At 67.0% G+C, this 23,415-nt stretch carries 23 protein-coding genes and 5 tRNA genes; 8 read left to right on the top strand and 20 right to left on the bottom strand.

Annotation, left to right across the window (positions count from 1 at the left end; all coding sequences use genetic code 11):
- Positions 1-34 precede the first annotated feature (34 nt).
- Together GYM46_RS15645 and GYM46_RS15640 are read right to left on the bottom strand one after the other, a co-directional pair.
- Positions 35-1,570 (bottom strand): TolC family outer membrane protein, encoded by a 1,536-nt coding sequence (locus GYM46_RS15645; RefSeq protein WP_008264135.1) that lies wholly within the window; start codon positions 1,568-1,570, stop codon positions 35-37.
- Between the two features lie 121 nt (positions 1,571-1,691).
- Positions 1,692-2,321, bottom strand: a complete 630-nt coding sequence (locus GYM46_RS15640) for a protein-L-isoaspartate O-methyltransferase family protein (protein ID WP_164952716.1) — start codon at positions 2,319-2,321, stop codon at positions 1,692-1,694.
- 133 nt (positions 2,322-2,454) lie between these two features.
- On the opposite strand from GYM46_RS15640, the gene GYM46_RS15635 reads away from it, so the two are divergent.
- A tRNA-Cys gene (locus tag GYM46_RS15635) sits at positions 2,455-2,528 on the top strand.
- Between the two features lie 289 nt (positions 2,529-2,817).
- Here GYM46_RS15635 and GYM46_RS16900 read toward each other — a convergent pair.
- From GYM46_RS16900 to GYM46_RS15620, 3 genes are all read right to left on the bottom strand, one after another.
- Entirely contained in the window at positions 2,818-3,291 is a 474-nt protein-coding gene (locus GYM46_RS16900; RefSeq protein ID WP_244304265.1) for a TrmH family RNA methyltransferase, read from the bottom strand.
- Positions 3,292-3,586: 295 nt separating this feature from the next.
- Complete coding sequence (locus GYM46_RS15625) at positions 3,587-4,612, bottom strand: IS110 family transposase (RefSeq protein ID WP_008258776.1); 1,026 nt, start codon at positions 4,610-4,612, stop codon at positions 3,587-3,589.
- A gap of 22 nt (positions 4,613-4,634) precedes the next feature.
- Positions 4,635-4,991, bottom strand: a complete 357-nt coding sequence (locus tag GYM46_RS15620) for a hypothetical protein (protein ID WP_208861702.1) — start codon at positions 4,989-4,991, stop codon at positions 4,635-4,637.
- A 62-nt stretch (positions 4,992-5,053) separates the two neighbouring features.
- Here GYM46_RS15620 and GYM46_RS15615 point away from each other — a divergent pair.
- Positions 5,054-5,128: transfer RNA gene (locus tag GYM46_RS15615), tRNA-Asn, on the top strand.
- A 148-nt stretch (positions 5,129-5,276) separates the two neighbouring features.
- On the opposite strand, the gene GYM46_RS15610 is transcribed toward GYM46_RS15615, so the two are convergent.
- The 9 genes from GYM46_RS15610 to GYM46_RS15570 all read right to left on the bottom strand — a co-directional run bounded on the left by GYM46_RS15610 (position 5,277) and on the right by GYM46_RS15570 (position 10,651).
- The gene (locus tag GYM46_RS15610) at positions 5,277-6,233 is read right to left on the bottom strand and encodes a rhodanese-related sulfurtransferase (RefSeq protein ID WP_008261535.1); all 957 of its coding nucleotides are present in this window, start codon (positions 6,231-6,233) and stop codon (positions 5,277-5,279) included.
- Positions 6,234-6,264: 31 nt separating this feature from the next.
- A tRNA-Arg gene (locus GYM46_RS15605) sits at positions 6,265-6,341 on the bottom strand.
- Positions 6,342-6,359: 18 nt separating this feature from the next.
- Positions 6,360-6,665: an ETC complex I subunit gene (locus GYM46_RS15600; RefSeq protein ID WP_008258669.1), complete on the bottom strand. Its 306-nt coding sequence runs from the start codon at positions 6,663-6,665 to the stop codon at positions 6,360-6,362.
- 78 nt (positions 6,666-6,743) lie between these two features.
- Positions 6,744-6,820: transfer RNA gene (locus tag GYM46_RS15595), tRNA-Pro, on the bottom strand.
- 45 nt (positions 6,821-6,865) lie between these two features.
- Positions 6,866-7,345, bottom strand: coding sequence for a DUF192 domain-containing protein (locus GYM46_RS15590; protein ID WP_008262859.1), 480 nt, complete (start codon positions 7,343-7,345; stop codon positions 6,866-6,868).
- A 22-nt stretch (positions 7,346-7,367) separates the two neighbouring features.
- Positions 7,368-7,892: a cold-shock protein gene (locus GYM46_RS15585; RefSeq protein WP_008264262.1), complete on the bottom strand. Its 525-nt coding sequence runs from the start codon at positions 7,890-7,892 to the stop codon at positions 7,368-7,370.
- 274 nt (positions 7,893-8,166) lie between these two features.
- Positions 8,167-8,241, bottom strand: a tRNA-Glu gene (locus GYM46_RS15580).
- Between the two features lie 96 nt (positions 8,242-8,337).
- Positions 8,338-10,149, bottom strand: a complete 1,812-nt coding sequence (recJ, locus tag GYM46_RS15575) for a single-stranded-DNA-specific exonuclease RecJ (protein ID WP_008261905.1) — start codon at positions 10,147-10,149, stop codon at positions 8,338-8,340.
- A gap of 40 nt (positions 10,150-10,189) precedes the next feature.
- Entirely contained in the window at positions 10,190-10,651 is a 462-nt protein-coding gene (locus GYM46_RS15570; protein WP_040349558.1) for a hypothetical protein, read from the bottom strand.
- 89 nt (positions 10,652-10,740) lie between these two features.
- Here GYM46_RS15570 and phaC point away from each other — a divergent pair, with 89 nt between their 5' ends.
- Both phaC and GYM46_RS15560 read left to right on the top strand, forming a co-directional pair.
- The gene (phaC, locus tag GYM46_RS15565) at positions 10,741-12,825 is read left to right on the top strand and encodes a class I poly(R)-hydroxyalkanoic acid synthase (protein ID WP_008259816.1); all 2,085 of its coding nucleotides are present in this window, start codon (positions 10,741-10,743) and stop codon (positions 12,823-12,825) included.
- Complete coding sequence (locus tag GYM46_RS15560; protein WP_008261673.1) at positions 12,822-13,199, top strand: hypothetical protein; 378 nt, start codon at positions 12,822-12,824, stop codon at positions 13,197-13,199. Before phaC ends, GYM46_RS15560 begins: the two co-directional genes overlap by 4 nt.
- Here GYM46_RS15560 and msrB read toward each other — a convergent pair.
- The 4 genes from msrB to rplM form a co-directional block, all read right to left on the bottom strand.
- A complete protein-coding gene (gene msrB / locus GYM46_RS15555; protein WP_008263426.1) occupies positions 13,196-13,699 on the bottom strand; it encodes a peptide-methionine (R)-S-oxide reductase MsrB in 504 nt (167 codons plus the stop codon). The genes GYM46_RS15560 and msrB overlap by 4 nt on opposite strands.
- A gap of 64 nt (positions 13,700-13,763) precedes the next feature.
- Positions 13,764-14,699 carry an N-acetyl-gamma-glutamyl-phosphate reductase gene (argC, locus tag GYM46_RS15550; protein ID WP_008261009.1) on the bottom strand — a complete coding sequence of 312 codons (936 nt, stop codon included), beginning with the start codon at positions 14,697-14,699 and terminating at the stop codon, positions 13,764-13,766.
- 101 nt (positions 14,700-14,800) lie between these two features.
- The gene (rpsI, locus tag GYM46_RS15545) at positions 14,801-15,295 is read right to left on the bottom strand and encodes a 30S ribosomal protein S9 (protein WP_008260755.1); all 495 of its coding nucleotides are present in this window, start codon (positions 15,293-15,295) and stop codon (positions 14,801-14,803) included.
- Between the two features lie 2 nt (positions 15,296-15,297).
- On the bottom strand, positions 15,298-15,771 hold the full coding sequence (gene rplM / locus GYM46_RS15540; RefSeq protein WP_183196355.1) for a 50S ribosomal protein L13: 474 nt from the start codon (positions 15,769-15,771) through the stop codon (positions 15,298-15,300).
- 265 nt (positions 15,772-16,036) lie between these two features.
- Between rplM and GYM46_RS15535 the strand changes: the two genes are divergently transcribed.
- Positions 16,037-17,422 (top strand): alkaline phosphatase PhoX, encoded by a 1,386-nt coding sequence (locus GYM46_RS15535; RefSeq protein ID WP_008264151.1) that lies wholly within the window; start codon positions 16,037-16,039, stop codon positions 17,420-17,422.
- Here the strand turns inward: GYM46_RS15535 and GYM46_RS15530 are convergent.
- Positions 17,391-18,491, bottom strand: a complete 1,101-nt coding sequence (locus tag GYM46_RS15530; RefSeq protein ID WP_008259416.1) for a COX15/CtaA family protein — start codon at positions 18,489-18,491, stop codon at positions 17,391-17,393. The two genes, GYM46_RS15535 and GYM46_RS15530, sit on opposite strands and share 32 nt — an antisense overlap.
- Before the next feature lie 135 nt (positions 18,492-18,626).
- On the opposite strand from GYM46_RS15530, the gene GYM46_RS15525 reads away from it, so the two are divergent.
- From GYM46_RS15525 to GYM46_RS15515, 3 genes are all read left to right on the top strand, one after another.
- Positions 18,627-18,878 carry a hypothetical protein gene (locus GYM46_RS15525; protein ID WP_008260584.1) on the top strand — a complete coding sequence of 84 codons (252 nt, stop codon included), beginning with the start codon at positions 18,627-18,629 and terminating at the stop codon, positions 18,876-18,878.
- A complete protein-coding gene (locus tag GYM46_RS15520; protein ID WP_008261676.1) occupies positions 18,878-19,072 on the top strand; it encodes a DUF2842 domain-containing protein in 195 nt (64 codons plus the stop codon). The genes GYM46_RS15525 and GYM46_RS15520 overlap by 1 nt, the downstream gene beginning before the upstream one ends.
- A gap of 148 nt (positions 19,073-19,220) precedes the next feature.
- A complete protein-coding gene (locus GYM46_RS15515; RefSeq protein ID WP_040349564.1) occupies positions 19,221-21,266 on the top strand; it encodes a TonB-dependent receptor in 2,046 nt (681 codons plus the stop codon).
- Positions 21,267-21,330: 64 nt separating this feature from the next.
- Here GYM46_RS15515 and GYM46_RS15510 read toward each other — a convergent pair whose 3' ends face one another.
- Positions 21,331-23,319 carry a phosphocholine-specific phospholipase C gene (locus GYM46_RS15510; protein ID WP_008260369.1) on the bottom strand — a complete coding sequence of 663 codons (1,989 nt, stop codon included), beginning with the start codon at positions 23,317-23,319 and terminating at the stop codon, positions 21,331-21,333.
- Positions 23,320-23,415: the final 96 nt, after the last annotated feature.

Raw genomic sequence — 23,415 nt, 5'->3', positions numbered from 1 at the left:
ACGGGCGTTTTGCCCCTCGTTCGTCAGGCCGACGTCATGCGCCGGGCGCAGTGCGGATCACATCGCCCTTGAGTTGAGTGTCGATCGGCGCATCCCGCGCGTCGTCGGCGTCGACGACCGGCGGCGAGGCGACCCGGTCCAGGGCCTCGATCACGCCGTCCCAGGGCAGGCCGCCGCGATTGCGAACGCGGTCATAGTTGGTCTTGGCGTCATAGACGTCCAGATTGGCGTTCAGGTTCGGCCCTTCGAGCTGGCCCATGGCCGACAGCAGCGAGGCGCGGGCCACATATTCGGCGGCGCGGGCGGCGGCCAGCGAGGTCTGCGACGCCCGCAGGGTCACTTCCTGGTTCAGCACGTCCAGCGTCGTGCGCAGGCCGACCTGCGCCTCCTGCCGCACGCCCTCGGCGGCCACCGAGGCGGCGCGCACGGCCTCTTCGCCGGCGGCGACGTTCGACCGGGTCGACAGGACCTGGGCATAGGCCGAGCTGACGTTCTGCAGCACAGTGCGGCGCTCGCCCTCGACGGCGATCTGGGCGGCGTTGGCCCGTTCCAGGGCCTGGGCGACGCGCGACCGGTTCAGGCCGCCAGTGAACAGCGGCACCGACAGCGTGGCGCCGGCGGTGAAGCTGCGGCGGTCGGCCAGTTCACTCAGATTGCCCAGATCGTTCGCCGTGCCGCCGTAGGAGGCGGTGGCGCGAACGGAAGGCAGATATTCGGCCCGCGCGGCGGCGACGGCGGCCTCGGCGGCCTGCAAGGAATAGGTCGCCGAAAGCACGCCCGGATTCCGCGCCAGGGCGACTTCCATGGCGGCGTCGAAATCGTTCGGAACGGTCGGCAGGACCGGGGCCGCCTCAAGGTCGCTGGGCGACTGGCCCACGACGGCGGCATAGGCGGCGCGGGTGGTCGACAGCTGGGCCTGGGCGTTGGCCAGATCGGCTTCGGACTGGGCCAAGGAGGCCTCGGCCTGGGCCACGTCGGTCCGAGTGATCTCGCCGACCTCGAATCGGGCGCTGGTCTCTTCCAGCTGGCGTTGCAGCACGGCGAGGTTTTCCTGGCGGATGCGCAGGATTTCCATGTCGCGGGTGACGTTCACATAGGCCTGGATGACCGACAGCATGACCGACTGTTCGATCTCGCGCAGGTTCTCACGCCCCGCCATCACGCCGGCCCGGGCCTGGTCGATGGCCAGGGTGGTGCGGCCGGCGGTCCAGATGTTCTGCGACAAGCTGACGCCCAGGGTGGCGCCGTCGCTCTCGGACGATGAACTGGAAACCTGGGTGTCCGGCACGCCGTCGTTGTTCGTGTCGACGAACTGGGTGACGGTCGGGAAATCGTTGCGGGTGTAGTCGACCCCGGCCGAGGCGCTCAGCGTCGGGCGCAGGCCCGATCGCGCCTGGACCACGGTTTCGTCCAGCGCGCGCTGATTCGCCCGCTGAGCCAGCAGGCTGGGATTGGTCTGATAGGCCAGGGCGATCGCTTCCTGCAGCGTCTCGGCCCAGGCGGGCGCGCCAAGCCCTGTCACGAGAGCCACCACAGCGGCCGAAGCCAGCACACGCGAGCGTTTCAACATTGTCCGTCCTTGCCTGACGCCCCCGAGGAGCGCCCGAATGTCATCAAGCGTAACTGCGGCCTCAGTCGACCTGACGCCAGTTAAGTTTTTTTCACGCTTCCCGCGAGCGCTGCCGACTACGTCAGAATGCGAATGTAGGCGCCGGCGTCAGTTCTGCGAGAAGGGCCGGGGATGAATCGAACAGTTCGCGACGCGACAGGCCTTCGCGGCCCTTAACATAGAGGGCGGCCTTGCCGATGGCGCCACGCCGCTCGACCACAACCAGACGGCCGCCGGCCCGCAGGGCCTGCCCCCAGGCTTCCGGCAAGGCCGCCACGCCGCCTTCGCAGACGATCAGGTCCCAGCCCTCGCCCACCGGCGCATCCAGAGGCGCGACCGCCGTCGTCACCCCATCCTCCGCCAGGGCCTCGCCCACGACCTCGAACACGGCCGCGTCAGACTCTTGCGCCGTGACCGTCAGACCCATGCGCGCCAGCACCGCAGCGGCATAGGGGGCGGCGATGGCCAGGGCCTTCTCCCCTTCCCGCGCATCGGCGGCCTGCAACAGCTTGGAGACGTCGCGCGCCGGCATCAGCTTGCGGTCGCCCGCAATCTCGACCGATGCGTCCGAATAGGCGGCGAAGATGCGGTCCGGCGCACAGTAGCGTTCACGCGGAACCGCCATCATGGCCATGTGGATCTCGTGATTGGTCACATCGTTCACGCGGACCTGCGAGTCGACCATGGCCTTGCGCTCGGCGGTGAAATCCATCTTTGGGCAGCCTTCAATCGGTAGTCAGGGAGGAAATCTTGCGCGCTTATAGTTCCGCGCGTTGCAGCGGACAATCCGATCTGATAGCGAACGCCCCTCGCGATGACCGCCCCCGAGAAATCGGGGACAAGGCGGCCTGATGGCGGAGTGGTGACGCAGAGGACTGCAAATCCTTGCACCCGGGTTCGATTCCCGGTCAGGCCTCCATCGCGACAAACGAACAAAAGGCGCGGATCCCGGGATCCGCGCCTTTTTCGTCTCTATCGCCCCCTGAACGATCAGCTGATCGGCGCAGTCACCCAGCCGATCAGGCCCGCCGCGCCCAGACCGGCGACCCCGGCGGCGATGAAGATCGCCGCCCGGACGTTTCGGTTCAGAAAATACAGAATGTTCATTGCGCGCCCCCACACCAACGAGAACGATGGTCGCCACAGTTTCGGTCGCCGCGCAAGGTGTACAAAACCTTAACGACCTAAAATCCTGGTGAACGCCGGCGTCAGCCTGCGGGCCGCCCGCTGGTCACATGATGAAGCGCCAGGGCGCTGGTCACGGCGACATTCAACGAATCAAAGCCCCCCGCCATGGGCACGCCGACGGCGCGGCACCGATCAATCACGACACGGGGCAGACCCGGCCCCTCCGACCCCACCATCAGGGCGACGGGGCCCTGGGGCCGGTAGTCCGCCAGCCTCAGCGTCGCCGACGGGGTCAGGGCCAGCACCTCCACCCCCGCCGTCTGCATCGCCGCCACCAGATCCTCGGCCGATCCGCCGACCGTGAACGGGCTCCTCAGCACGGCCCCGACCGAAACCCGGATAGCCTTGCGATAGAAGGGGTCGCAGCAGGTCTCGTCCAGCAAGACGGCCCGCGCCCCGAAGGCCGCCGCATTGCGGAACACGCCGCCCATATTGTCGTGATTGCCGATGCCGCTGGCGATCACGAACACATCCTCGTCGGCGACGGCCGCCAACAGGTGCTCGACCGGCGGCGCGACGGGCTTCTCATCTGTGGACGCCCCCTTCAGCGCAAGAGTGATTTTCGGGAATTTCTGACACGTAGTCGGATGCTGCCATCTGTCCGGCCTGTTGATGCGGTCGCTCAAAGACCGCTGGCCTGTATGGGAGTTCGCGGATCCGGTCCAAATCACCCACGGCGTGCTCGAAGCACAGTGGAAAGCCCTGGTTTTCCTGATCCCGTCTCGCCGACTGTTGCGCCATACGCTCCTTCGCTCATCCCTACGCTTCGACGTCTCGCGGTCGTGCTGGCTAGGCCGACACGACCGGAGCTCGGTAGACATCGCCCTTGGCCAAGAGCGCCCAGACTATGCGGGCGTTCTTGTTCGCCAAGGCGACGATGACCAACATCTTGGGCTTTCTCTCCAGCATCTGGCTCAGCCAGGAACCTGCTGGCGCGCCCCGAATGACGGCCTGTTTGATCACCGCGCTGGCCCCGATGGTCAGCAGCCGTCGAAGCGTTCGCTCGCCCATCTTGGTGATCGCGCCGAGCTTCTGCTGACCGCCGGTGGATCGTTGTCGCGGCGTCAGTCCCAGCCAGGCGGCGAAGTGCCGACCGCTCTTGAAGGCTTCGGGTGACGGGGCCAGTGCGACCAAGGCTGTAGCTGTGATGGGACCGATCCCGGGAATGGTCATCAGTCGACGCGCAACCGGATCGTTCTTGGCCCGGGAAGCAATCTCCGCATCGAGCACGGCGATCTGCTGGTCCAGCGATCGGAGGGTCGAGACCAGGACGAGAAGAATCGTCCGCGCGGCGGTTGGAAGCGCCTCTGCCGGATCTTCGACGCGCGCGATCAACCTATCGACGTGCGGAACGCCCTTGGGAACAATCCAGCCGTATTCGGCCAGGTGACCGCGCAGGGCGTTGATCGTCTGGGTTCGCTGCCGGACCAGAAGGTCGCGGGCCCGAAAGACCACGCTGCTGGCCTGCTGCTCCTCCTCCTTCAGCGGCACGAACCTCATACTGGGGCGCTGCGCCGCCTCACAGATGGCTTCGGCATCGGCCGCATCGTTCTTCTGACGCTTCACGAACGGCTTTACATAGATGGGCGGGATCAATCGGATCGTATGACCCTGGCGGGCCAGCTCACGCCCCCAGTAATGGGCGCCGGCGCAGGCCTCCATCGCCACCACGCAGGGCGACAGGCCAGCGAAGAACGCCAGCAATCGGCCTCGACCCAACTTCTTGCGAAACACCACCTCGCCCGAGGCATCAGCGCCATGCGCTTGAAAGATGTTCTTGGCGAGATCCAGACCGACAGTGCTAACTTGTTCCACGGACGCCTCCTTCGAGTGCTGTTCAACACCTCACTCTGGCACATAGATGCCGTCGGGGGGCGTCCACCCCATCACCCAGGGCCAGGATGCCCCGGTGCAGCGGAAATCCGGCGATCCGGTCCAGAACGGTCTGGCCGGCGACATAGACGGGAACCGACGGCGCAAGCGCCGCGATGACGTCGCTCAGGGCCGCGACCCGTTTCTCCGTCAGCAGCAGGGCGCGGGGTCGGCATCGTGAGGCGGTCGAGGCCAGCACCCGCACCACCACCTCGCCTTCGGCCACGAACAGGCCCTCGCGGCCCGTCAGGTCGCGTTCGCGAATATCGCGAAAGCCGGAGATCCGGGCGTCATCGGGGTCATTGATGGAGATCGTGCGCATTCGTCGTTTTTCCCATTGCACGAATCGAATGGCCGCTGCTATAGGCCCGCCTCCCGAGCAGTTCCGCGGTAGCTCAGTGGTAGAGCAGCCGACTGTTAATCGGCTGGTCGTAGGTTCGAATCCTACCCGCGGAGCCACTCGGGGCTAAGACTGTCGGCATCAGACATCTCGCCGCCAGCGCTGTTTTGGCCTGAAAATCGGCGGGTTTAGCAAAGACCGCCCATTCGTTGGCGACGCCCTGACCGGTTCTCTTCTCCCCCTCATCGTCGCGCCTGGGCCTGACGGTCACCCGTCTTCGCGTCGCCCCAGATGTTCCGTCCCGCGCAGACGGGCGAGCTCGATCTGTCTCTGACGTTCGGCGTAGCGCAGCCTCTGCGCGTCGTCGCGCGTATCCCGGCAGCGTTTGCAGCAGACGCCCTCGATGAAATGGGGCGACGCCCGGCCTTCGGCGTCCAGGGGCATACGGCACCCCCGGCACAGGGTGTGATCGCCCTGCACCAGGCCATGACCGACCGAGACCCGCTCGTCGAAGACGAAACAGTCGCCGCGCCACAGGCTGTCGGCCGGTTCGACCTCTTCCAGATAGCGCAGGATCCCGCCTTCCAGATGGTGGACGTTCTCGACTCCCTCGGCCTTCAGGAAGGCGGTCGATTTTTCGCAGCGGATGCCGCCGGTGCAGTACATGGCCACCCGCTGCGGCTTCATCTGGTCCATCAAGGCGCGGCCATCCGTGCGGAACCAGTCGGGAAAGTCGCGGAAGCTGCGGGTGTTCGGCTGCACCGCCCGCTCGAAGGAGCCGATTTCGCCCTCGTAGTCGTTGCGGGTGTCGATCACCAGGGTGGTCGGATCGGCGATCAGGGCGTTCCAGTCCTGAGGCGCGACATAGACTCCGGCCTGTCGCGCCGGATCCAGGTCCGGCTGACCCATGGTCACGATCTCGCGCTTGATCCGGACCTTCAGCCGCAGAAACGGCATGTCGCCGGTCCAGGCGTATTTGACCTCCAGATCGGCGAAGCCCGGAATGGCGCGGATGTCGGCCAACACCGCTTCAATACCCGATTCAGGACCGGCGATCGTGCCGTTCAGCCCCTCGGTCGCAACCAGCAGCGTGCCTTTGACCGCGCCGGCTTCGCACACGCTATGCAGCCGCGCCTGCACCGCCTCGACGTCCTTGATCGCGGCGAATCGATACAGGGCGGCGACGCGAATCTCGCCGGGGTTCAGGGATTTTGAGTCGGTCATGGCGTGGCTTTCAGCGGCGCCGTCGCGAGAGTGGCGCGCCCTGCAGGACTCGAACCTGCAACCGTCCGCTTAGAAGGCGGGTGCTCTATCCGGTTGAGCTAAGGGCGCTCGGCAGCGAGCCGGGCGTCAATGCGTCCAGGGCTGTTTGCGATTGGGGGCGAAATTGTCGGCGTAGGCCTTCAGGATCGTCGGGGGCTCGTTCGGCTCGTGCAGGCGGAACGGAATGCCGTGGCGTTCGGCATAGGCGACGGCTTCTTCCTTCGAATCAAAGGCGAGACGCACCTGACCGTTCATGTCCGACGAACTGGTCCAGCCCATCAGCGGATCGAGGCTGCGGGCCGAGGCCGGTTCAAACTCCAGACGCCAGTCGCGGCTCTTGGCCTTGCCGGACTGCATAGCGGTCTTGGCTGGGCGGTAGATGCGGGCGAGCATGGCGAAATCCCTAGTGATCGGCAGGTCCAGTGGACCTGCCATAACGCGCGCGGGACACGGAATCCAGCGGCCGTCCATTGGTCGGGGCGAGAGGATTCGAACCTCCGACCCTCTGGTCCCAAACCAGATGCGCTACCAGGCTGCGCTACACCCCGGACCGAACGGAGCGCTCTATTGGCACTTCGTCGCGCGATCCGCAATCAAGGCTTGAAATAAGGATGCAAAATCCTGTCGCCGGGCTTGGCGCCGATCTCGGCCGCGCGACCCGCGCGAAGCTCCAGCACGCCGTTCGCGGCCCCGTTCGACGGTATCGGAACCTCGGAAAAGGGCGTGGCGTGGGAGGCGATCGAGACGATCCGGCCTTTCGGATCGATATAGAGAATGTCCAGAGAACTGGGCGTATTGCGCATCCAGAAGCTCTGTTCCCGCGGCGCCTCTCCGGGCCACTGGAACAGCATGCCGCGATCATCGCCCAGCGGCGGGCGGAACATCAGGCCCCGCTGACGTTCAGGCTCTTCGTCGGCGATTTCGACCCAGAACGGGTGCTCGCCGGACGCCGTCACCACGGCCAGCTTCTGCAGGGGCTCGCCATTCGGCCCGGCCGGCGCTTTGGCGGCGCATCCGGCGACGGCGAGCGCCATCAGGCCGGCCACAACAAAACGTCTCGTCGCGTCGATCATGCGCCCCTCCTGGAGCGACCGATCAGCCGCCCGGTCTGATTTCAGCCACCACCAGCCCCTTGGGACCGCTGGCGAATCGCACCTGCACCGTGTCGCCTGGCACCAGATCGTCCAGGCCGCAGCGCCGCAGGGTTTCGATGTGGACGAAGATATCGCCCGGTTCGCGATCACGCACCACGAATCCATAGCCCTTGGTCCGATTGAACCATTTGACCACGGCCGGCTCCAGGACCGCATCGATTTCGGGCGACGTCGCGATAGCCTCGGCCATGGGCGCCGAACGACGCACGATGACGCTCGCCTCGCCCGCTCCCAGGTCATGGATCTCGACGGCCTGCCAGCCTTTGGATCGCCGAACACAATCGCAGACAATAGGCGCGCCTTCATCTGCCGTTTCGCGGCCGGTGTCGCGCAGACTGCTGATGTGCAGAAGAACATCCCGTAGCTCGGTCAACGTCGGGTCATCCGGCACGATGAAGCCATAGCCCTTCGCCGGATCGAACCACTTCACGCGCCCGACGACACGAACGGTCTCCGCCGTCTCCATCTCATCGTAGTCAGACAAATTATCAAACCCCCGTCCGCTCCTCTTACGGACACGATTACGTTTAACACTGTTCCGCGAATCTTTGGAAAGGTCAAAATGGGGGAAAGGCGCCCGAAACTTGCACCTTCTGGCGGAAAGCTTCCAGTTGTGTCGCACGAATGACACCACCCGTGATGGTTTTCGCCCATGGCGACGACGGGGTTGGTGCAGGACTCAAATGAAGAGGCGAACGCCGCTCGGGCGGCCTATCGGCACGGCCCGTATTCATCCCGCGTGGCAGTCCCTAGGGGAGTCGAACCCCTCTTTTCAGGTTGAAAACCTGACGTCCTAACCGATAGACGAAGGGACCGCTGCGCGGGAGAGCCGGCGATATAGCCGCGCCCTCGGACGGGTGCAAGCGCGGATTTCGAGTTTTTTGCGACGGTCCAGGGCGTGCCCGCGCCGCTCAAACCCTGCGCGGATCGGCGACGTCCTCGATCTCGAACTGCACGCCGCGACGGCCGTTCCAGTCGTCCGCCTTCAGACGGCCGACGACATTCAGCCCGCCCTGCCCGCTCAGCAGCGCCTGGCCGGTCGGCAGATCGGCGCATCGCCAAGCCACGGCCCGCACCGAGGCGCCGTCCGGCCCGACCAGGCGACAGCGGACATGGCCGCCGTTCATCTGCACCGGTTCGCGCGCCTGAACCCCGTTCAGGGCGAAGACCGGCTCGGGGTTGGAGGGGCCGAAGGGGGCCAGTTGCTCGAACGATTCGAACAGGGCCCGGGTCGCTGCGCCTGGATCGATCAGGGCGTCGATCTCCAGCGCATCCATCGCCACCGCCTCGATCCGTTCGCCGGCCAGCCGGTCGTTCAGGAAGTCGGTCAGTTCAGCCAGTCGTGCGCCGTCCATCGTCAGACCGGCCGCCATGGCGTGCCCGCCGCCGGCCAAAAGAACACCCGCCTCCCACGCCGCCTGAATGGCGCGGCCCAGGTTCATGCCCGGCTGCGACCGGCCCGACCCCTTGCCCAGACCCGTCACCGGATCCAGCCCGATGACGATCACCGGCTTGCGCCAGCGTTCGCGCAGGCGCCCGGCGACGATGCCGACCACGCCGGGGTGCCAGTCCTCGCCCGCCACGACGACCAGGGCCGTCTCGTCGGCGTGGGCGCCGGTCGCCTCGACGCGGCGGACGGCGGCCTCCGTCACGGCGCGTTCGACCTCGCGGCGCGACAGGTTCAGGGCGTCCAGCTCCAGCGCCAGGGCCTGGGCCTCTGCAGGATCGTCGGTCGACAATAGCCGCGCGCCCAGGTCCGATCGGCCGATCCGCCCGCCGGCGTTGATGCGTGGCCCCAGTATAAAGCCGGCGTGGTTGCTCTTGGCCGGCCCTTGTTCGGCGCCGGCGGCGGCCAGCAGGGCGCGCAGGCCCGGGTTCTTCCAGTCGCTCATGACCTTCAGTCCCAACCCCGTCAGGGCGCGGTTGAACCCGGTCAGGGCCGTGACGTCGCAGATAGCGCCCAGGGCGGCCAGATCCAGCCACTGGCGAATATCGGGCTCGGGCCGGTCCGCGAACAGGCCGCGCCGCCGCGCCTCGCGGTTCAGGGCGGCCAATAGAACAAAGACCACCCCGGCCGCCGCCAGATTGCCCTGGCCCGAGTTGCAGCCCGGCCGATTCGGATTGACGACCGCCAGCGCCCTGGGCGGTTCGCTGCGCATCAGATGGTGGTCGATGACGACGACGTTCAAGTCGATGGCCGCCGCATGGGCCAGGGCCTCGTTCGCCGCCGCGCCGCAATCGACCGTCACCACCAGGTCGGCGCCGGCCGCCTTCAGGGTGTCGAAGGCCTTGGCGCTGGGGCCATAGCCCTCGGTCAGCCGGTCAGGAACATAGATGGGCAGGTCCGCCCCCATGGCCCGGAACCAGCGCACCAACAGGGCCGCGCTGGAGGCGCCGTCCACATCATAGTCGGCGAAGATGTGAACCTGAGACTTGGCCTGGAACGCATCCAGCAAGGCCTCGGCGGCGGCGTCCATGTCCATGAAGCTGGACGGATCGGGAAACAGGGCGCGCAGGGTCGGGGTCAGGAAGTCGGCGCCCTGGTCGGCCCGCACGCCGCGCGAGGCCAGGGCCCGCGCCAGCGGCTCCTCCAGGCCCAGACCCTGCATATGGGCGCGGATGGTCGCGGCCTCGGCCGGGCGCTGACGCCAGGCCCGACCGGACAGGGACTGGGTCACACCCAGAAATGCGTTATCGATCTTGAAGCCGCCGTCGTCCGCCATCGTCGCATCATCCGGGGATTCTCGAGCCCCGGCGACAAGCTCATTCAATCGGACGCCGATCAATCGGCGGCGGGGCCTTGGCGCGATCCCGCAGGCTTTGGGCGAAGGCGTCGATCTCGGCCTCGGTGCGGGCCGCATCCGGCGACACGGGAACAGCTCCGACCTGGGCGCGGGTCTCGGCGGCCAGGGTTTCGGCGTCGCCCAGCGTCCAGTCGATCCGCGCCACCTCGCCGTCCAAGGCCCCGCCCTGGCCTTCCAGAGCCTGGACCCGGGCGGCCACCTGGGCCGCCTGCGGCAGATCGGCCGGCGCGGCGGGGAAGTTCTCCCAACTGGGATAATGGCGATTGGCGTCAACCAGGGCCTGAACCCGCGGCGCGATCGGCGACGTCGGATCGGTGCTCGGCGCAAACGCGCGCGCACAGGCCCCCAGAGACGCCGACAGCGTCGCCAGGCAGAGCAACGAAGCCGTCAGCCCCGTTCTTTTTCGAAAGTGCGCGTTCATGTCGGGGTCGGTCTTATGCCATCATCGCTTCGTGCGGAAGGGCGAGGCGTCGAACCGGCCCTCCGCACCCAGGAAGGCGAAGGAAATTCATGGCCCAAGCTCCGAAGAACAAGACCCCGACGTCCCAGCCCGCTCCAAAGGGCGACGCCCGGAAGGCCAAGCCCGGCGCGTCCAAGTCAGCGGTGTCCAAGTCGGCGGCGTCCAAACCCGCAGCGGCCAAGACGCCCGGGCCCATGGCGCTTGACGACGCCCCGGTCGCCAAGACGCCGCGCAAGCCCGGTCGCCCGACCTCGGCCAAGCCCCGCCCGCCCCGCGCCAGGACTCCGGCGCCTGATCCCAGGATCGACTCGTCGGACGCCGCTCCTTCCGCCGAGACGCCTGCTGAACCCGCCCCTGCCCCCTTCCCCGGCGCCGACCAGGCCCAACTGCTCGAAACCCTGTCGATGAACCTGGCCAAGGCGGCCATGATGGCCCAGAGCGCGCTCGCCGAGGCCGCCCTGTTCCAGGCGGACCGCCCCGCCGCCCTGTCGCCCGACCCGTTCCATGTCGCCCCCGCCATGACCTCGATCATGAGCAGCCTGGCCTCCCGTCCCGAAAAGCTCTTCCAGGCCCAGGCCGACCTGTTCAGCCGCTATATGGACCTGTGGACCGGCACGGCGCGTCAGGCGGCCGGCGAGCCGATGCCGCCCGCCCCCGTCGACAAGCGGTTCAAGGATCCCGCCTGGTCGGACAATCCGATGTTCGACATGATGCGCCGCTCCTATCTGCTGACCTCGGACTGGATGAACGGGCTGATCGCGGGGGTCGAGGACGTCGATCCGGCGGTCAAGCAGCGCGCCCAGTTCTTCACCCGCCTGCTGACCGACGCCTTCTCGCCGTCCAACTTCCTGGCCTCCAACCCGGTGGCCCTGAAGGCCCTGGCCGAGACCAGCGGTGAATCCCTGGTGAAGGGGATGCAGAATTTCGCCGCCGATCTGGAACGCGGCGGCGGTTCGCTGCGCATCAGCCAGGCCGACGACGGCAAGTTCGTCGTCGGCGAGAACGTCGCCACCGCGCCGGGCCAGGTGGTGTGGCGCGACGATCTGTTCGAACTGATCCAGTACGATGCGGCGACCGAGACCCAGCATCAGATCCCCCTGCTGATCTTCCCGCCCTGGATCAACAAATTCTATATTCTCGACCTCCAGCCGACCAATTCGATGATCCGCTGGCTGTCGGCCCAGGGCTTCACCGTCTTCGTCTGTTCCTGGGTCAATCCGGGCCTCGACAAGGCGGGCCTCGGCTTCGACGACTATCTCGAAAAAGGCGTCTATCGCGCCATCGACAAGACGCTGGAGCAGACCGGCGCAGACCGGCTGAACGCGGTCGGCTATTGCATCGGCGGCACCCTGCTGGGCGCAGCCCTGGCCCATATGGCGGCGAAGGGCGACACGCGCGTCGCCGCCGCCACCTTCTTCGCCGCCCAGCACGACTTCGCCGAGGCCGGCGATCTGCTGCTGTTCACCGACGAACACTGGATCGCCGAGATCGAACGCCAGATGGACGCCGCCGGCGGGGTCCTGCCCGGCGCCGCCATGGCCGACACCTTCAACGCCCTGCGCTCCAACGACCTGATCTGGTCCTTCTTCATCAGCAACTATCTGCTGGGCAAGGATCCGCCGGCCTTCGACCTGCTGTTCTGGAACGCCGACCAGACCCGGATGCCCAAGACCCTGCACCTGGCCTATCTGCGCCAGATGTACGGCGCCAACGCCCTGGCGCGCGGCGTGTTCGAGATCGGCGGCCTGACGGCGGACCTGTCGAAGGTCGCCATCCCCCTGTATTTCCAGGCCAGCCGCGAGGATCACATCGCCCCGATGAACTCGGTCTATCGCTCGGCCCGTCTGTTCGGCAGCCCGGACGTGACCTTCACCCTGGCCGGGTCCGGCCATATCGCCGGGGTGATCAACGCCCCGGCGGCGCGGAAATACCAGCACTGGACCAACCCCGCCCTGCCCGGGACCCTGGCCGAGTGGCAGGCCGGGGCCGTCGAACATCCGGGCAGCTGGTGGGACCACTGGGCCGGCTGGCTGCATGATCGTTCGGGGTCCAGGATTCCGGCGCGCGACCCTGCTAAGGGTCCGCTCCCGCCCCTGGCGCCGGCGCCGGGTCTGTATGTGAAAGTGAAGTCTTGAACCGTATCGAACCCAATATCCTGCTGGCCGTCAGCACGGGCGTCGCCCTGATCCTGCTGATCATGACGGCGGCCACCTTCGGCGAGCCGGGCAATACGGCGAAATATATGATCAGCGCCGTCGTCTGTTCGGTCCTGTTCGTCGCCCTGAACGGCTGGATGGCCCGCCGGATGAACCGCCCGACGCCGCAGCCGGTCATCCGTGCGGCCTCGCCCGGAACCGCCGCCTGGGCCGGCCTGTTTCCCGCGCTGGTCATCGCCGCCGCCGTCGCCCCGGTCTTCCTGCCGGGCCACGACTACGGCCTGCTGATCATCATTGCGGCGGTCTGGTTCGGGGTGACGGTCGATTCGGCTGTACGCGCCAATCGCGGCTAGGCGGCCACGAACTTCAGCGCCACGCCGTTGTTGCAATAGCGCAGGCCTGTGGGCCGCGGTCCGTCGTTGAACACATGCCCCTGATGCCCCAGGCAGCGGGCGCAGTGGTATTCGGTGCGGGGAATGCCGATGGCCAGGTCGCGCTTGCGGCCGATGTTGGCGGCGATGACCTGATAGAAGCTGGGCCAGCCGGTGTGGGAGTCAAACTTCCAGTTCGAGCGGAACAGCGCCAGGTCGCACCCCTTGCAGACGAAGGTCCCACGGCGATGTTCGTCGTTCAGCGGACTGGTGTAGGGGCGTTCGGTGTCCTCGTGACGCATCACGCGCCAGGCCGCGTCGCCGAGCCGCCGTCGCCAGTCGGCGTCCGACACGCGACGATAGAGCGAGGCGGCGTAGGCCCCCTGCCCCGCCTGGGACGGTTCGGGCGAACAGGCGGCCAGGGCCAGCGCGCCGGCGCCTGCCAGAAGGCCGCGTCGATGGAGGATCGGGGACTGGGTCATGCCACCCAGTACGACGGGACGAGGGGAAAGGTTTCTCGCCTCGTTTCTTCTCCCGATCAGGGTTTCAGATCAGACCGGTCGCCTCATCCAGGCCCAGCAGGATGTTGAGGTTCTGCACCGCCGCGCCCGAGGCCCCCTTGCCCAGGTTGTCCAGCAGAGCGATCAGACGCGCCTGTTCGCCGGATCGGTCGCCGAACACATGCAGACGCAGGCGGTTGGTGCTGTTCAGCCCCTCGGGCTCCAGACCGGTCATGGCCTCGGTCTCGTCCAGATCGGCCACCTCGACGAAATACTGGCCGTCATAAGCCTCGACCAGGGCGCCGTGGATCCGCTCGACCGACGGGGTTTCCGGGAGGGCGGCCAGGTGCAGCGGAACCTCGACCAGCATGCCCTGGCGGTAATTCCCCACTGCGGGGGCGAACAGCACCTCGCGGCTCAGCCCCGTGTGTTTCGTCATCTCCGGCACATGCTTGTGCTTCAGCGACAGACCATAGGCGCGATAGGCGGTTGCAGCGCCTTCCGCTTCGAATTCGGCGATCATGGCCTTGCCGCCGCCGGAATAGCCCGAGACCGCATTGACCGTGACCGGATGGCCGGCCGGAACCAGGCCCGCCTTCACCAGCGGCCGCATCAGGCCGATGAAGCCGGTCGGATAGCAGCCAGGGTTGGACACGAATTGCGACCGCGCGATCAGATCGCGCTGGCCTGCGTCCATTTCGGGGAAGCCATAGGCCCAGCCCGGCGCGACCCGATAGGCGGTCGAGGCGTCGATCACCTTGACCGACGGGTTCTCGACCATGGCCACCGCCTCGCGCGCCGCGTCGTCCGGCAGGCACAGGATCACCGCATCGGCGCTGTTCAGGGCCTCGCGCCGCGCCTCGACGTCGCGCCGACGGTCGCCCAGCAGGATCAGCTCCAGATCCGAGCGCGCCTCCAGCCGCTCGCGGATTTCGAGGCCCGTGGTGCCGGCTTCGCCGTCGATGAAGATGGTGTGGGTCATAGGCTGCTCCTGACCCTTCCCCCATGCGGGAGAAGATAGACAAGAAAAAGGGCGCTCCGGGTCTCCCCGAAGCGCCCCAAATCCAAACCGCGTGAACGCGATTAGCGCTTCGAGAACTGGAACGAACGGCGAGCCTTGGCGCGGCCGTACTTCTTGCGCTCGACGACGCGGCTGTCGCGGGTCAGGAAGCCGTGCGGCTTCAGGACCTTGCGCAGTTCCGGTTCGAAATGCGTCAGGGCGTGCGAGAGGCCGTGGCGGATGGCGCCGGCCTGGCCGGACAGGCCCGAACCTTCGACGGTGCAGACGACGTCATACTGGGTGGCGCGGTCCGAGACGGTCAGCGGCTGGGCGATCATCATGCGCAGCACGGGACGAGCGAAATACTGCTCTTGGTCCTTGCCGTTGATGGTGATCTTGCCGGTGCCGGGCTTCACCCAGACGCGGGCGATGGCGTTCTTGCGCTTGCCGGTCGAATAGGCGCGGCCCTGGGCGTCCAGCTTCTGGACATAGACGGGGGCGTCGTTCTCGACCGAAGAGCTCAGGCCCTTCAGGGCGTCGAAACCGGTGGCGGCTTCGGTGTTGGTCACGTCGGTCATGCTCAGACGCTCCGGGTGTTCTTGGGCGACGCCGACTTGAAGTCGATCGTTTCCGGTTGCTGGGCTTCATGTTCGTGCGCGCCGCCGGCGAACAGGCGCAGGTGCGTCATCTGCTTGCGGGCCAGCGGGCTTTCCTTCGGCAGCATGCGCTCGACGGCCTTCTCGAGCACGCGCTCGGGGAAGCGACCGCCCAGAACCTTCTCCGGGGTCGTCGACTTGACGCCGCCCGGGTGGCCGGTGTGGCGATAATAGACCTTGTCGGTCGACTTCTTGCCGGTGAACACCACCTTGTCGACGTTGGTGACGACGACATAGTCGCCGCAGTCAACGTGCGGGGTGTAGTCGCCGCGGTGCTTGCCGCGCAGACGGTTGGCGATGAAGGTCGCGAGACGGCCCACCACGACGCCTTCGGCGTCGATGTGGATCCATTTCTTCTCGACCTCGGCCGGCTTCAACGAAGCCGTGGTGCTCTTCAGCATTGAGGGGGTTCCTGGAGACGAAAATCGGGTCCGGCCCCCGAGGGAACCGAATGAAGGCGCGCTGATACAGGAGACGATACGCCGCGTCAACGCGTCGAAAAGCGCGACATGTGGCGCAAACTACTGTTTTGAAGCGATATTCTATATACGGTATTAAAATACCCGTCGAAACGAGCCGTCTCTCCGTTACAAATTAACGGCGTTCGTCATCAAACCATAGCCATTTGCAGTCATCGGGGACCAAACCCTTCGGAGCCTCCTTATGAATCTTCACCGTCGCGGCCTGATCGCCTCGAGCGCCGCCCTCGCCTTTGCAGGACTGGCCCGCCACGCCTCCGCCCAGACCGCCGGCGAAGAAACCTATGTCAACGAGGTTCACGGCTATGGCCCGCTGATCACCGATCCGAACCGACTGCTCGATCTGCCCGAGGGCTTCTCCTACCAAGTGGTGGTCCAAGGCGGCGACACCATGGACGACGGACTGTTCGTGCCGGGTCAACCCGACGGCATGGCCTGTTTCCCGCTGGAAGGATCTAGGGTCGCCCTGGTGGTCAATCACGAGCTGAAGGGTTCTTCCGGCCTGCACCGCAATCTGGGCCCAGGCGGTCTGCATGAAGAACGTCTCGGTCTGCTGGATGCGGCCAAGGCCTATGACACCTACAAGGACGGCCGCCCCCTGCCCGGCGGATGCTCCACAATCATCTATGATCTTCAAACCCGCCAGAAGGTCAGCCAGCACCTGACCCTGGCCGGCACCTCGACCAACTGCTGCGGCGGCCCGACGCCCTGGGGCAGCTGGCTCAGCTGCGAGGAAACCCTTGAAACGCCGGCCGACGCGGACGTGGCCAAGAACCACGGCTGGGTGTTCGAAGTGCCGGCGACAGCCACCGGCCTGGTGGATCCCGTGCCGCTGAAGGCCATGGGCCGGTTCGATCACGAGGCCGTCTGCATCGATCCGCGCACCGGCATGGTCTATCTGACCGAGGACGATCACACCGGCCTCTTCTACCGCTTCATTCCCAACACGCCCGGCGAACTGGTCCGGGGCGGCAAGCTTCAGGCCCTGGCCTGGAAGGGCGTCCCCGCGGCGGACACCCGCAACCATGACGCCCGCACGTGGGAGGTCGGCGACTGGCGCGAGATCGAATGGATCGACCTGGACGACGTCGAATCCCCGAACGGCGACCTGGCCAAACGCGGCCACGCCGCGGGCGCGGCCCTGGTGGCGCGCGGCGAAGGCGTGTGGTGGGGCGACAATGAAATGTACTTCACCGCCACCTCGGGCGGGCCGATCCATCGCGGCCAGGTCATGCGGCTGGTTCCGGGCCTGAACGGCGCCGCGGATAGGCTCCAGTTGTTCGTGGAAAGCACGGACCTGAAGACCATGAACATGGCCGACAATATCACCGTCGCGCCGTGGGGCCATCTGATCCTGTGCGAGGACAACTACTCCACCGACGTCCGCAACCACCTGAAGGGCGTCACCCCGGACGGCAAGGTCTATACGATCGGGCGCAACGTCTTCACCGGCAACTCCGAGTTCGCGGGCGCCTGTTTCTCGCCCGACGGCGAGGTGCTGTTCGTCAACATCATGTACCCGGGCATGACCCTGGCGATCAGAGGCCCATGGTCCTCGGTCCGGACATGAAAATCCGGGGCTGAGCCCGCAGCACCAGCCAAAGGTTCGCCGTCGCCACAGCCAGGACGACGGCGGCCCCGGCCTGGTGCAGCACGCCCAGCCATACCGGCACGGCGTGCATCAGGGTGACGATCCCCAGCACGGCCTGAAGCCAGACCACGGCGGCCAGGACAAAGGCCGCCAGCCCCATTCCTTCGGCCACGCGCCAGCGCCAGGCCTGGAAGGCGTAGATGCTGACGGCGATCAGCAGCCCATAGGCCACAAGCCGGTGATTGAACTGAATCAGGGCCTTGTCATGCAGGAAGGCCCCGGCGCCCAGGCTCCAGTCGGCCGGCGGCAGGATCGCCCCGTCCATCAGCGGCCAGTCGGTATAGACCAGTCCCGCGTGACCGCCCGCGACCAGGGCGCCCAGCAGACACTGGACGAAGACCACGCCCAGCAGAATCCCGGCACCGCGCGCCCATCCGCCCGGCGCGCGCCCGTGATCCTCGCCGTTCCAGGCCTCAAGCCCGGTCCAGATCAGGGCGGCGAACAGAACGAAGGCCAGGCCCAGGTGGGTCGCCAGACGCTCGGGCGCGACGCTGACCCGCTCCGACAGGCCGCTGGACACCATCCACCAGCCGATCAGCCCCTGAAGCCCGCCCAGGGCCAGCAGCAACACGCAGCGCCAAATCAGCCGGTCGGGCATGGCCCATTGCCGCAGGACCGAACGCTGCGGCGACATCCTGCACGCCAGGAAGAAGACCAGCGGCAGGGCGAACACCAGGCCGACCACACGCCCGATCAGGCGGTGCAGCCATTCCCACCAGAAGATGCCCTGGAATTCGCCCAGGCTCATGCCGGCGTTGATCTGGGCGTACTGGGGAATCTGTTTGTACTTGTCGAAGGCCTCGGCCCACTGGGCGTCGTTCAGCGGCGGAACCGCGCCCATGATGGGCTGCCATTCCGTGATCGACAGACCCGATCCGGTCAGGCGGGTGATGCCGCCGACCACCACCATCAGGAAGACGACGGCCGCCGTGGCGAACAGCCACACGGCGACGGCGCGATTGCGATCTGGATTTCCGAAACGGTTCATTCGACGCCCGACACTGACCCGGATATGGTGTCGCGCTCGACCGTGACCAAATCGCGACCGTGGCGGTATGCCCGCCCGACGCGACAAGATCGAGTCGGATTGAGTTAACGGCGCTGACGCCGCAGGAGATCAGGGTTGGAATACGCCGACATCGTCGCCGCCGTGCTGGGCGGACTTCTGCTGGCCTGGATCGCCGATCTGCTCACCGGCCGCCGTGGCTTTGGCGGAACCAGCCTGGTGTCCGGCGTGGGCCTGGCCTGCGGCTGGTTCCTGGCGGTGCGGGTTTTCGCCGTCAGCACCATGGACAGCTGGGCCTGGGTGCCCTGGGCCCTGATCGGCTCCGGCGTCTGCCTGGTCGCCTTCTTCCTGTTCCGGAACAAGCGCTGATGCCGCCCCGTGCGCGCCGATTCGTCGCGGCGGTCGGCGTGCTGGTTTTTTTGATCTTCTGGGTCTGGGGCCTGATCGCCCTGCGCGGGCTTCTGCCAGCCTCCCCCTGGATCGACTTCCTGTTCTTCGGCGTCGGCGGCACAGCCTGGGGCCTGCCGCTCATTCCCCTGTTGAAGTGGGCCGAGCGGGGCTGACCCTTCATGGGACCTGACCGTTCCAGGTCACCGATCACAGTCTCCCATCCGCCACAGGCCTTGAGGATGAAACGCGCGGGGCTGCGACAGTCTTGACCAAGTGTGATGTTATCTCATAACTACATCACCCTCCGGTGAAAGATTTCTCATGCGTCTGACTTCCTCCTCCCGCTCCTTGCTGCTTGGAGCCGCCGCCTCCGCCTTGCTCGCGGGCGCCGCTTCGGCCCAGACCGCCCCCACCCAGACCGCCCCCAAGCCCGTCGATCTTGACGACATCATCGTCACCGGCGCGCCCTATGGCATAAGCCAGCGCGCCACGACGATCGCCACAGACGTGATCGACGCCCAGACCCTGGCCACCGCGCCGGCCGTGTCTCTGGGCGATCTGGTCAGCACTCGCCCCGGCATCCGTTCGACCGACTTCGCCCCCGGCGCGAGCCGCCCGGTCATTCGCGGTCTCTCCGGCCCCCGCGTGCAGGTGTTGACCAACGGCATCGGCTTGATCGACGCCAGCTCGGTCTCGCCCGACCACGCCGTAGCCACCGACCCGGCCGAGGCCAGCCGCATCGAAATCATCCGCGGGCCGGCGACGCTGGTGTATGGCGGATCGGCCATCGGCGGCGTGGTCAATGTCATCGACGAACGCATCCCCACGTCCATTCCCGAGGGCGGGATGTCAGGCGTCGTCTCCACCCAGGCGTCCAGCGTCGACGACGGCCGCAGCGCGTTCGGCCGCGTCACCCTCGGCAGCGGCAATTTCGCCTTCAACATCGATGGCGTGAAGCGCAAGTCGGACGATTACGACATTCCCGCCCCGGCCCTGTCCGCCCGCAAGGCCGCAGCCGACGGCGTGGAACGGGGCGAAGGCGGATCCCAGCCCAACAGTTATTCGGATCTGGAGGCCTGGGGCGTCGGCGGTTCCTATATCGGCGACAAGGGATTCCTGGGCGCCTCCTACAAGAATACCGATAGTGAATACGGCACGGTCGCCGAGGAGACCGTCTTCATCAAGCTGAACCAGGAACGCTATGATGTTCGGGGCGAATATCGCTTCGACGACGGCCCCTTCTCGGCCTTGCGCGGATCCTACGGCCACGCGGACTACACCCACACCGAGTTTGAGGATGTCGGCGAGCCCGGCACGGTCTTCAACTCGGACGGCTGGGAAGGCCGCGCCGACCTGGTGCAACGCACGCGCGGCGACTGGAACGGCGCGGTCGGGGTGCAATCCCTTTCGCGCAACTTCCAGGCCATCGGCGAGGAAGCCTTCGTTCCGACGACCGACATCGACGAACTGGGCGTCTACACGGTCCAGCGTCTGGACCGCCAGGGTTACGGCTTCGAGGGCGGCCTGCGTTATGATCGTCGCGAACTGAGCGCCACGCCGATCGGCGAAGACCGCCAGGTGGATCGCACGTTCGACAACTGGTCGGCCTCGGCCGCCGCCTTCCTGCGGCCCGCGCCCGGCCTGTTCCTGGGCCTGAGCCTGGCGCACAACGAACGCGCGCCCAGCGAGGTGGAGCTATTCGCCGACGGGGTGCACATCGCCACCGCCGCCTACGAGACCGGCGACGTCAATCTGAACAGCGAAAAGGTCAATACGCTCGAAGCCACCGCGCACTATGATCGCGGCCGGTTCACAGGCGACCTGCACGTCTACCACTCCTGGTACGACGGCTTCATCGACGAGCGGGCCACCGGCGAAACCTTCCTGTTCGAGGAAGAGAACGAGGAATTCCCAGTCTATCAGTTCGTCCAGACCGACGCCCGCTTCTATGGTTTCGAAGCCGAAGGCTCCTACACGGCCTGGCAGAACGGCGACCGCAAACTGTCGCTGGAAGCCGCCGCCGACTTTGTCCACGCCCAGACGGACCTGGGTCCGGCGGCGCGTATTCCGCCCTATTCCCTGACCGGCCGCGTCGCCTGGACCTCCACGCCGTTCGACGCCAGCGTCGAGGTGCGCCATGTCGGGGAACAGGACCGGGTCGCGAACGAATACGAACTGCCGACCGACGACTACACCCTGCTGAACCTGGCCGCAGCCTGGCGTCCGCTGACGGATCGAAACGTCACGGTCTTCGCCGAGGCGCGCAACCTGACCGACGAGGAAGCCCGCGAACACGTGTCCTTCCTCAAGGACATCGCGCCTCTGCCCGGTCGCAACCTGCGGGTCGGCGTCGCCTACCGCTTCTGATCCGGGCGGAAACCGTGTCGGGGCGGCGTCGCATCAGCGCGCCGCCCCTTTTCTTTTGTATTGATCACCCGCGCCCGGCGAACTCGCTTCGCCAACCCGCAGCTTCGACCGCAATATCATAGCGATGGTTGGCGTCGTCCCAGGCGAGATCCATCCGGTGTTCGCCGTCGACGGCGAGGGATCGAACGCTTGCGCCGGTCGTCACCTCCGCCGCGCCCCTGCCTGTCAGGACCAGAACGGGCGCCGCGCCGCGCCAGTCCAGGCGCGCGGACACGGCTTCGTCCCCCGCGCCGACGAACCGTCGGTGGAAGCCGTCCGGCCCCATGACCTGCAGATCGACGCCGCCGGCCGTGCTCCAGTCGTCCTGAAGCCGTTGGCCGCCTTCGACCGTGTAGCGGCGCGGCCCGGCCTCCAGGTTCATCCGATCATAGACATGAAAGACCGCCGCGCGGTTGCCCGTGTTGACGAAGCTCAACCGCACCCGGTCGCCTGACGTCTCCCGCTCGCATTCCAGGGCGTAGACGCTGGGACAGGCCGGGCGGAAGCCGGCGACCTGGTGCGGGCGCGACGGTTCGGCGGGGGTCGGCGGGGTGGTGCGGCCGTCCAGGGCGGCGGCGCGGGCGGCGTCCGCCTGGGTCGCCGGCAGAGGCACGGGCCGGGCGTCCACGCCGGAGAAGTCGAGGCAGGACGTCAGGTCGCCGCACACTGCGCGCCGCCAGGGCGAAATATTGGGCTCCATGACCCCGAAACGGGCCTCCAGGAACCGGATCACCGAGGTGTGGTCGAACACCTCGGAATTGACCCGACCGCCCCGGCTCCAGGGCGACAGCACATACATGGGCACCCGCGGCCCCAGACCGTAGGGACGGCCGCGGTATTCCGGCAGGTCCAGACGCGCGTCGGCGGGGCTGGGCTGAAGGTGATATTCGCCCGCCAGATCGACGGTCGAGCCGCCCTTCAGTCCGCCCGCCGCATCGCGCGACGGCGGCGCCGGCGGCGGCACATGGTCGAAGAAGCCGTCGTTCTCGTCGAAATTGACCAGCAGGACCGTGCGCGCCCAGACCTCGGGGTCGGCGGTCAGGGCGTCGATCACCTGGGCCGTATAGTCCGCGCCCTGGGCCGGGCTGGACGGGCCGGGGTGTTCCGAGCCGCTGGCGGTGGCGATGACATAGGAGACCTGGGGGAGACGTCCGGCCAGGACATCGGCCTTCAGCCCGTCCAGCGCCCGCGTGGTCAGGCCCCGCTCGACCAGGGCCGGATCGGACCCCGGCGCCCCGGCGACCGCCTTCTGGAAGGCCTCGAACCCGACCAGGGGGTTGTCGGTGAAGTTGTCGGCCATGTCCTGATAGATGCGCCAGTCGATGCCCGCCGCCTGCAGCCGCTCGACATAGGTGGTCCAGCGATAGGGCTCCATGGCCTCGCCCTCGCCCGGCAGGGTGTCGTGCGAATTGCCGATACAGGGACCGCCGCGCTCACCCGACCCGTCGTTACAACCCGACCACAGCATGACGCGGTTCGGATTGGTGCCGGTCTGAAGCGAACAGAAATAGGCGTCGCACAGGGTGAAGGCGTCGGCCATGGCGTACTGGAACGGAATGTCGGCGCGCTCATAATAGCCCATCGAATGGGCGTGCTTGGCCTCGGGCCAGCGGCCCATCCGCCCGTCGTCCCAGGCCGCCTGGGCGTCGGGCCAACTGTGCGGCGTGCCCTCGACCCGCATATGGGCGAAGGTCTGACGCGTGTTCAACGGGAAGGGCGCCAGCCAGGCCGGCCCCTCGCCGCCGCCGTCATGTTGAAGCAGCACGTCGCGCGCGCGGCCGTCGACGCCGGGCGCAGGGGCCGGATGAGGATCGGAGAAGCCCCGCACCCCGTTCATCGTGCCGAAATAATGATCGAAGGAGCGGTTCTCCTGCATCAGGATGACCACATGTTCGACGTCCTGGATCGTACCCGTCCGCACCTTCGGCGCGATGCTCAGGGCCCGCGCCAGCGAGGGAAAGGCGGCGGCGGCGGTCAGGCCGGCCAACAGGCCGCGGCGGTCGATCTTGGGCATGGGTGATCCCCGTTTAACTTGGAACGGTCGAACCCGCCTGCTTGAAATACGTGCGGTTCAGGCGAGCGTGAAGACGACAGCGCCGTCATCAGCGCT

Source organism: Brevundimonas mediterranea, assembly GCF_011064825.1.
GTDB classification, from domain to species: domain Bacteria; phylum Pseudomonadota; class Alphaproteobacteria; order Caulobacterales; family Caulobacteraceae; genus Brevundimonas; species Brevundimonas mediterranea_A.
Note: the sequence above shows the minus strand (reverse complement) of the source record. Positions and strands in the feature narration are given on the sequence as shown.

Coding starts and splice junctions, on each gene's coding strand:
- GYM46_RS15645 (WP_008264135.1), bottom strand. CDS start 1,570: ATGTTGAAACGCTCGCGTGTGCTGGCTTCGGCCGCTGTGGTGGCTCTC.
- GYM46_RS15640 (WP_164952716.1), bottom strand. CDS start 2,321: ATGGATTTCACCGCCGAGCGCAAGGCCATGGTCGACTCGCAGGTCCGC.
- GYM46_RS15620 (WP_208861702.1), bottom strand. CDS start 4,991: ATGCGCACGATCTCCATCAATGACCCCGATGACGCCCGGATCTCCGGC.
- GYM46_RS15610 (WP_008261535.1), bottom strand. CDS start 6,233: ATGACCGACTCAAAATCCCTGAACCCCGGCGAGATTCGCGTCGCCGCC.
- GYM46_RS15600 (WP_008258669.1), bottom strand. CDS start 6,665: ATGCTCGCCCGCATCTACCGCCCAGCCAAGACCGCTATGCAGTCCGGC.
- GYM46_RS15590 (WP_008262859.1), bottom strand. CDS start 7,345: ATGATCGACGCGACGAGACGTTTTGTTGTGGCCGGCCTGATGGCGCTC.
- GYM46_RS15585 (WP_008264262.1), bottom strand. CDS start 7,892: ATGGAGACGGCGGAGACCGTTCGTGTCGTCGGGCGCGTGAAGTGGTTC.
- recJ (WP_008261905.1), bottom strand. CDS start 10,149: ATGGCGGACGACGGCGGCTTCAAGATCGATAACGCATTTCTGGGTGTG.
- GYM46_RS15570 (WP_040349558.1), bottom strand. CDS start 10,651: ATGAACGCGCACTTTCGAAAAAGAACGGGGCTGACGGCTTCGTTGCTC.
- phaC (WP_008259816.1), top strand. CDS start 10,741: ATGGCCCAAGCTCCGAAGAACAAGACCCCGACGTCCCAGCCCGCTCCA.
- msrB (WP_008263426.1), bottom strand. CDS start 13,699: ATGACCCAGTCCCCGATCCTCCATCGACGCGGCCTTCTGGCAGGCGCC.
- argC (WP_008261009.1), bottom strand. CDS start 14,699: ATGACCCACACCATCTTCATCGACGGCGAAGCCGGCACCACGGGCCTC.
- rpsI (WP_008260755.1), bottom strand. CDS start 15,295: ATGACCGACGTGACCAACACCGAAGCCGCCACCGGTTTCGACGCCCTG.
- GYM46_RS15535 (WP_008264151.1), top strand. CDS start 16,037: ATGAATCTTCACCGTCGCGGCCTGATCGCCTCGAGCGCCGCCCTCGCC.
- GYM46_RS15530 (WP_008259416.1), bottom strand. CDS start 18,491: ATGAACCGTTTCGGAAATCCAGATCGCAATCGCGCCGTCGCCGTGTGG.
- GYM46_RS15520 (WP_008261676.1), top strand. CDS start 18,878: ATGCCGCCCCGTGCGCGCCGATTCGTCGCGGCGGTCGGCGTGCTGGTT.
- GYM46_RS15515 (WP_040349564.1), top strand. CDS start 19,221: ATGCGTCTGACTTCCTCCTCCCGCTCCTTGCTGCTTGGAGCCGCCGCC.
- GYM46_RS15510 (WP_008260369.1), bottom strand. CDS start 23,319: ATGCCCAAGATCGACCGCCGCGGCCTGTTGGCCGGCCTGACCGCCGCC.